The sequence below is a fragment of the Flavobacterium silvaticum genome (assembly GCF_012911565.1).
GTDB lineage: Bacteria > Bacteroidota > Bacteroidia > Flavobacteriales > Flavobacteriaceae > Flavobacterium > Flavobacterium silvaticum.
In genome coordinates this window covers 1-262 of record NZ_JAAMPU010000026.1, presented here as the reverse complement: position 1 = coordinate 262, position 262 = coordinate 1, and the positions used below count along the sequence as shown (strand labels likewise).

Here is a 262-nt window from a genome sequence, read left to right as displayed (position 1 = left end):
TCGGTTCCGGGCCAGGTACAGGAGATCGAGCGTACGCAGAACTACTTCGCATTGACCATGCTTCCGTATTATTTCTACGGAACGACTTACAGTGTCGAGGTGGCCATCAAGACCAACGGTGTGTTCTCGGGTTACGGCGCGCCGTGTCCGATCTCATCACCGGGGGTTCCGATGATCAACAACTGCGACCAGCACATGGCCCAGCAGAACAGCTACATCTCCACGGCGAGCCTGAACAAGGCCACGGCCTACCGTTTCGAGG

At 57.3% G+C, this 262-nt stretch carries 1 protein-coding gene; it reads left to right on the top strand.

The genetic code is table 11. The annotated features are described in order from the left end of the window. Positions 1-262, top strand: a 262-nt coding sequence (locus G6047_RS00075) for a hypothetical protein (protein WP_169525260.1), incomplete at both ends; no start/stop codon positions are given.